The organism is Mycobacterium sp. TH-M11 (genome assembly GCF_057473725.1).
In genome coordinates this window covers 1-6,666 of record NZ_JBYCLD010000412.1, presented here as the reverse complement: position 1 = coordinate 6,666, position 6,666 = coordinate 1, and the positions used below count along the sequence as shown (strand labels likewise).

General features: G+C 67.1%; 6 protein-coding genes. 3 read left to right on the top strand and 3 right to left on the bottom strand.

Annotation, left to right across the window (positions count from 1 at the left end):
* Positions 1 to 105: 105 nt before the first annotated feature.
* Complete coding sequence (locus tag AC2VOG_RS16275) at positions 106 to 1,533, bottom strand: FAD-binding oxidoreductase (protein WP_486940903.1); 1,428 nt, start codon at positions 1,531 to 1,533, stop codon at positions 106 to 108.
* A gap of 134 nt (positions 1,534 to 1,667) precedes the next feature.
* Between AC2VOG_RS16275 and AC2VOG_RS16270 the strand changes: the two genes are divergently transcribed.
* On the top strand, positions 1,668 to 2,063 hold the full coding sequence (locus tag AC2VOG_RS16270) for a DUF732 domain-containing protein (protein ID WP_486940902.1): 396 nt from the start codon (positions 1,668 to 1,670) through the stop codon (positions 2,061 to 2,063).
* Here AC2VOG_RS16270 and AC2VOG_RS16265 read toward each other — a convergent pair.
* Both AC2VOG_RS16265 and AC2VOG_RS16260 read right to left on the bottom strand, forming a co-directional pair.
* Positions 2,060 to 2,332, bottom strand: a complete 273-nt coding sequence (locus AC2VOG_RS16265; RefSeq protein WP_486940901.1) for a DUF3017 domain-containing protein — start codon at positions 2,330 to 2,332, stop codon at positions 2,060 to 2,062. The genes AC2VOG_RS16270 and AC2VOG_RS16265 overlap by 4 nt on opposite strands.
* 2 nt (positions 2,333 to 2,334) lie before the next feature.
* Complete coding sequence (locus AC2VOG_RS16260; RefSeq protein ID WP_486940900.1) at positions 2,335 to 3,180, bottom strand: bifunctional methylenetetrahydrofolate dehydrogenase/methenyltetrahydrofolate cyclohydrolase; 846 nt, start codon at positions 3,178 to 3,180, stop codon at positions 2,335 to 2,337.
* 59 nt (positions 3,181 to 3,239) lie between these two features.
* Here AC2VOG_RS16260 and AC2VOG_RS16255 point away from each other — a divergent pair, with 59 nt between their 5' ends.
* Together AC2VOG_RS16255 and AC2VOG_RS16250 are read left to right on the top strand one after the other, a co-directional pair.
* On the top strand, positions 3,240 to 4,433 hold the full coding sequence (locus tag AC2VOG_RS16255) for an NADH:flavin oxidoreductase (protein WP_486940899.1): 1,194 nt from the start codon (positions 3,240 to 3,242) through the stop codon (positions 4,431 to 4,433).
* 85 nt (positions 4,434 to 4,518) lie between these two features.
* On the top strand, positions 4,519 to 6,666 hold a 2,148-nt coding region (locus AC2VOG_RS16250; protein ID WP_486940898.1), incomplete at its 3' end, for an FHA domain-containing protein.

Below are 6,666 nucleotides of genomic sequence, written 5' to 3'. Positions count from 1 at the left end.
GACTACTAGAACGCATGTTCGAATACTAGCCGTCAGCCCCGACACAACGCCCACGACAGAACACCAACTGTGGCTAACCATCCAACTGTGGATAACTGCCCCGCCTCAAACCGGCATACCGGAGAACATCACCCGGCCGGGATCGTACTTCTGCCGAACGGCGTCAAGCCGTGACAGATTCGGGCCGAAGTAGCGCGACGCGGGCTGTCCCGCTTCGAGGTAATTCACATACCCGCCAACCGAGTACGGCTGAACGGCCCGGTGCGCGGCGGCGAGCCAGTCGCGCGCACCCGAGACATCGGACGTCTCGACGTACCACTGCACCAACGACGACTGTCGACGCCACGGAAACGCGGATGCACCCACCGGTACATCGGCGAGGGCGCCGTCCAGCGTGTGCATGATCGCGAGCATGCGACCCACCCCGCGGGGAAACGCGTCGACCGCCGCTGCGATCCGCTGCGCGGCGGGTGGCGTCAAAGAAGCGAAAACGTCTGAGCCGCCGACGTATCCGAGCGGTGCCGGGTTGAGATTGTTGACCGCAAGGTAATTCGTCAGATCCAGGTAGTTGAACGTATGACTGTCCATGCCGGTCGGCTGGATACCGACGGCCGACGTGATGGCCGACGCCACCCCGGCCCCGGATCCGGCCGGACTGGTCGCCAGAATGCGGCAGTGCGTGCCCATCGGGTCGACGGTGGCATCCGCCAGCGCCCAACAACTACGGTCCGCGGTCCGCAGCCAGTTCTGCCACCCCATCAGCACCTGGGCGAACGACTGCGGCGGGAAGGCGAGGTTGACCACATCGACCTCGCCGGCCGGGAACGTCGCAAACGTCAACGAGGTTGTGACACCGAAGTTTCCGCCTCCGCCACCCCGTAATCCCCAGAACAGATCGGGTTGCGAATTGCCGGACGCGGTCACGGCCTGACCACCCGGCAGCACCACCGTGGCCGACCGCAACGCGTCGCACATCAGGCCGGCGTGCCGCGAATGTGCGCCAAGCCCACCGCCCAAGGCGTGACCCGCCGCACCTACCGACGGGCAGGTACCCGTCGGTATCCCCCGTCCGGCGGCCGCCAACACCTGGTGCATTGCATACAGACTCGTCGCGGGTGGCACGGTGATCAACCCGGTCGCGGGATCGTAGTCGACGCCGCCGGGCAACTGACGCAAGTCGAGCACCATCGCGCCGTTCGCGGTCGAGGCTCCGACGTAGGAGTGCCCGCCGCCGCGTGCAGCCACCTTGAGGTTGTTCGCAGCGGCGAACGCCATCGCCTTCTGCACGTCGGCCATCGAAGTCGGGACGACGACAGCTGCCGGTGTCAACCCGTTGTAGTTGGTATTGAAAACTGATTTGGCCGAACCGAATTGCGGAGAATCTGGCCGAATGACCGGACCACCGATAGCCAGTCCCTCCCAGCCAGAGGCGACCGGCGCAGCACCGGCACGAGCTGAGCCGACACCCGCGCCGGCGGCCAGCGCCCCTATTGCTGCGCGCAGAAATCTTTGACGCGAGATCTCACCCGTCATGCCCGAATTGTCGTGCACGCGAGACCAAGAACCGCCGCGGCGCTGCGCGCAGACCCGCGTGTCGCCCCAAACGTGCGCGAAACTTTACTCCGCCGTGTTCTCAGCGTGATTGGGGTAGAGCACAGTTCGTGGATATGGGGATTTCGTTGCTCAGTAATCAGCCGATCGCCGTGCGCGCGTTGATCGGTGTCGGCGCCCTCATCACTGTCGCCACCGCTTTCTCGATACCTGGCGAAGCAGATCCCAGCGACGACAACTTCATTGATGCGCTCAGCCACGCCGGCATCGAGTACGGCGAACCCGGCAACGCGATGGCGGTCGGTCAGTCCGTCTGCCCGACGCTCGAACAGCCCGGCGGCAGCTTCGCCGCCGCGGCAGCAGGGGTCGCACACAGCGGTATGTCTCCGCGGGCGGCCCGGATGTTCACCACGATCGCAATTCGAACCTACTGCCCGGAGCAGATGGCAAACCTGCTGGGCGGCAACGGCGCAACGGGAGTACCGGGCGTAACGGGAGTGCCGGGGGTCTAGCGAGTTCCCAGCGGATCGATCGTCCAGGCGATGTAGACCATCGCCGCCGCGACCGACGCCATCGTGGCGAAGTCAATCGCCTTACTGCGCACCACCAGTAGCCCGGCCCGCTCATCGGGCAAAGCCAGTCGCAGCGCCGCCGCCACGCCGACCCCAATCCCGATCAACAGCGAGCCGCGACGCCAGAAATTGGCTGCTGCCAAGCCGAATGCCACGACGAAGATCAGGACCACCCACAGAAAAGGCCATTGCGGCCGGGGCCAGCGCATCCTCAGCGGCCTTCGGCCAACTCGACGACGTTGGTCAACAGGAACGCCCGGGTCAGCGGGCCCACCCCACCCGGATTCGGCGAGACGTGGCCCGCGACCTCCCAGACGTCGGGATGCACGTCACCGGTGAGCTTGTCATCGACCCGGCTGACGCCGACGTCGATCACCGCGGCACCAGGACGCACCATGTCGGCGGTCAGCATATGCGGCACACCGACACCGGCGACAATGATGTCGGCCTGCCGCGTCAGCGCGCCAAGATCGCGAGTTCCGGTGTGGCACAACGTCACCGTCGCGTTCTCTGACCGGCGGGTCAGCAGCAGACCGAGCGGCCGGCCGACCGTCACGCCGCGGCCGATCACCACCACGTGCGCGCCGGCTATCTCGACGCCGAAGCGCCGCAGCAGGTGCACGATCCCCCGCGGAGTGCAGGGCAGCGGGGCGGGGTCCATCAGCACCAGCCGACCCAGGTTGGTCGGGTGCAGCCCGTCGGCGTCCTTCGCCGGATCGATACGCTCCAAAGCAGCGTTCTCGTCCAAGCCTCCAGGCAGCGGCAACTGGACGATGTAGCCGGTGCACTCGGGATTGGCGTTGAGTTCGTCGATGGTCTCGTTGAGCTTGGCCTGGGTGATATCGGCCGGCAGGTCGCGGCGCAGCGACGTGATGCCCACCTTCGCGCAGTCGGCGTGCTTGCCGCGGACGTAGGCCTGCGAACCCGGGTCGTCGCCCACCAGGACCGTACCCAGCCCGGGTGTGGTGCCCGCCGCGGCCAGCACGGCCACCCGCTCCTTGAGGTCGACGAAGATCTCGTCACGGGTGATTTTGCCGTCCAACGTGATTGCAGCCACGTCCCACAGTGTGACATCAATGCCGGATGCAGGTCGGTGTGCGTGGTTAAGCTGCCGCTATGTCTGCCCCACCGGACGTGCTGGCACCGGCGAAGCTCGGACCCATCACGCTGCGCAACCGCATTGTCAAATCGGCGACCTTCGAAGCCCGCACACCCGGGGCGCTGGTCAGCGACGACCTCATCGAATACCACCGCCGTCCCGCGGCCGGCGGTGTCGGTATGACCACGGTGGCCTACTGCGCGGTGTCCCAGGGCGGCCGCACCGAAGGCAATGGCATCTGGATGCGCCCCGAGGCCGTGCCCGGCTTCCGGCGTCTGACCGAGGCGATTCACGCGGAGGGCGCGGCGGTCAGCGCCCAGATCGGGCACGCCGGCCCGGTGGCCAATGCCCGCTCGAACAAGGCCCGGGCGCTGGCGCCGGTGCGGTTCTTCAATCCGATCGGCATGCGATTCGCCAAGAGAGCCGGCCGCGACGACATCGACACGGTGATCGCCGACCACGCGAACGCGGCCAGGCTGGCCGTCGACGCCGGATTCGACGCCGTCGAAGTGCATTTGGGCCACAACTACCTGGCCAGCGCGTTCCTCAGTCCGCTGATCAACCGGCGCAACGACGAGTTCGGTGGATCGCTGGAGAACCGGGCCAAGGTTGCGCGCGGGATCGTCATGGCGGTGCGGCGGGCTGTCAAAGACCAGATCGCGGTGACCGCGAAGCTCAACATGTCCGACGGCGTCCGCGGTGGCATCTCGGTCGACGAGGCCATCACCACCGCGAAGTGGTTGCAGGACGACGGCGCGTTGGACGCGATCGAACTGACCGCGGGTAGCTCACTGGTCAACCCGATGTACCTGTTTCGCGGTGACGCCCCGCTCAAGGAGTTCGCCGGCGCCTTCAAGCCACCGCTGAGCTGGGGCATGCGGATGACCGGCACCAAGTTTCTGCGCGAATACCCCTACCGTGAGGCCTACCTGCTGCGCGAAGCCAAGCAGTTCCGCGCCGAGCTGACGATGCCGCTGATCCTGCTGGGCGGAATCACCAATCGCGAGACGATGGATGTGGCCATGGCAGAAGGCTTTCAATTCGTGGCCATGGGTCGCGCGCTGCTGGCCGAGCCGGACTTGATCAACCGGATCGCCCGCGACGGCGCGAGCGTGCGTTCCGCGTGCACGCACTGCAATCGCTGCATGGCGACGATTTACACGCGCACCCGCTGCGTAGTGACCGGCGCCCCCGACGCCCCGGCGAACTGATCAGCGGACAACGTGTCGATCGTTGGGGATCGGACTCCCAGCCGATACAGTCGGTGCAGTGAGCCATCCAGCTAATGTGGGGGCGATGACTCATGCCGCCCCGCCCGCGCTGACCGTCTGCTATGACGGGTCGCAACGCACTTTCGCCGCAGGACATGACATCGTGGTCGGTCGCGATCTGCGTGCCGACATGCGGATCACCCATCCGCTGATCTCCCGGGCACACCTGCTGCTGCGCTTCGAGCAGGGCCGCTGGCGGGCGATCGACAACGGCTCGCTGAACGGCACCTACGCCAACGGGCAGCGGGTGCCGGTGGTCGATCTGCATGACGGGCAGACGATCAGCATCGGCAACCCCGACGGTCCGCAGCTGACCTTCGAAATTGGCCGCCACGACGGTCTTGCCGGCCGGCCGCCGCAGACGACATCGATGCCGATCGCGCGGGCCGCAGCACCCGCACGGCCCGCGCCCGGCCCGCAGCAGCCGCACCGACCGCCGCCGGCATTCAGGCAATCTGGCCCGCCCGGCCAAGGCCCCAGTCCAAGCCAGGGGCCGCGGCCCTATCCCGGCGGGCCACCCCCGCCGCCCTACCCCGGGCCGCGTCCACCCATTTACCCACAGGGCCCGCAGCACCAGGGACCGCCGCCCGTTCGGCATCCTGCCCCGGTCGCACCGGCTCGTCCGGTGAACGTGGCACCGAAGACCGAATTGGGTCCGGCGCCGGCAATCAGCACACCACCGGAGTCAGGCAACCTGGCGACCAAGATGATGCAGGCGATCCTGCCTGGCTCGTCGACGCCGAACAAGCCCGCCGGGTCCTTGACAATCGGGCGCGCCAACGACAACGACATCGTCATCCAGGACGTGCTCGCGTCGCGGCATCACGCGTTTTTGGTCGACTCGCCGCTTGGCACCGAGATCCGCGACGCTCACAGCATCAACGGCACCTTCGTCAACGGTGTCCGGGTCGGCTCGGCGCTGCTCAACGAGGGCGACGTCGTCACGATCGGCAACATCGACCTGGTCTTGACCGACGGCAACCTGGTCCGCCGCACCGAAGCCGCGACCCGCAGCGGCGGCCTGGAAGTCGACAACGTGCACTTCAGGATCGACGGCAAGGAACTCATCAACGGTATTTCGCTGACCGCGCGGCCGGGCACATTGACCGCGCTCATCGGCGGGTCGGGGGCGGGCAAGACCACACTGTCGCGCCTGATCGCCGGATACACCCATCCCAGCTCCGGCACAGTCACCTTCGAGGGCCACGACATCCACGCCGAGTACGCGACGATGCGCAGCCGGATCGGGATGGTGCCGCAGGACGACGTCGTGCACCGCCAGCTCACGATCAACCAGGCCCTCGGATACGCCGCCGAACTGCGCCTGCCGCCGGACACCAGTAAAGAGGAACGCGCCCAGGTCGTCGCCCAGGTGCTCGAGGAACTCGACCTGACCAAGCACGCCGACACCCGGGTGGACAAGCTCTCCGGCGGTCAGCGCAAGCGCGCTTCGGTCGCGCTGGAACTGCTGACCCAGCCGTCGCTGCTGCTCCTCGACGAGCCGACCTCAGGTCTCGACCCGGCGCTGGACCGGCAGGTCATGCTGATGTTGCGGCAGCTCGCCGACGCCGGCCGGGTGGTGCTGGTGGTGACGCACTCGGTGTCCTACCTCGATGTCTGCGACCAGATCCTGCTGATCGCGCCCGGCGGAAAAACCGCCTTCAACGGTCCGCCCAGCCAGGTCGGCCCGGAACTGGGCACTACCAACTGGGCCGACATCTTCGCCAACGTCGGCGCCGACCCCGACGAGGCGAACCGGCGCTACCTGGAGCACGGCGGCCCGGGCGGCAAGTCGCGGGCCCCGGCTTTGCAAAGCCCCGCCGATCTCGGCGAGCCGGTACACACCGACCTGTTGGGGCAGCTCTCGACGATCGCGCGCCGCCAGGTCCGACTGGTGATCTCCGACCGCGGTTACTCGGTGTTCCTGGCGGTATTGCCATTTCTCATCGGAGCGTTGTCGTTGACGGTGAAGGGGCCGAAACCGGGCCTGGGCCCGGCCAATCCGCTCGGTGTGGCGCCCACCGAGCCGCAGTACATCATGGTGCTGCTCAATATCGGGGCCGTGTTCATGGGCACGGCGCTGACCATTCGTGACCTCATCGGCGAGCGGCCGATCTTCCGACGAGAACAGGCGGTCGGGTTGTCGACGACTGCCTATCTGCTGGCCAAGGTC

Bases quoted from the DNA above. Each gene is read 5' to 3' on its own strand.
- AC2VOG_RS16275 (WP_486940903.1), bottom strand. From the start codon at position 1,533: ATGACGGGTGAGATCTCGCGTCAAAGATTTCTGCGCGCAGCAATAGGG.
- AC2VOG_RS16270 (WP_486940902.1), top strand. From the start codon at position 1,668: ATGGGGATTTCGTTGCTCAGTAATCAGCCGATCGCCGTGCGCGCGTTG.
- AC2VOG_RS16265 (WP_486940901.1), bottom strand. From the start codon at position 2,332: ATGCGCTGGCCCCGGCCGCAATGGCCTTTTCTGTGGGTGGTCCTGATC.
- AC2VOG_RS16255 (WP_486940899.1), top strand. From the start codon at position 3,240: ATGTCTGCCCCACCGGACGTGCTGGCACCGGCGAAGCTCGGACCCATC.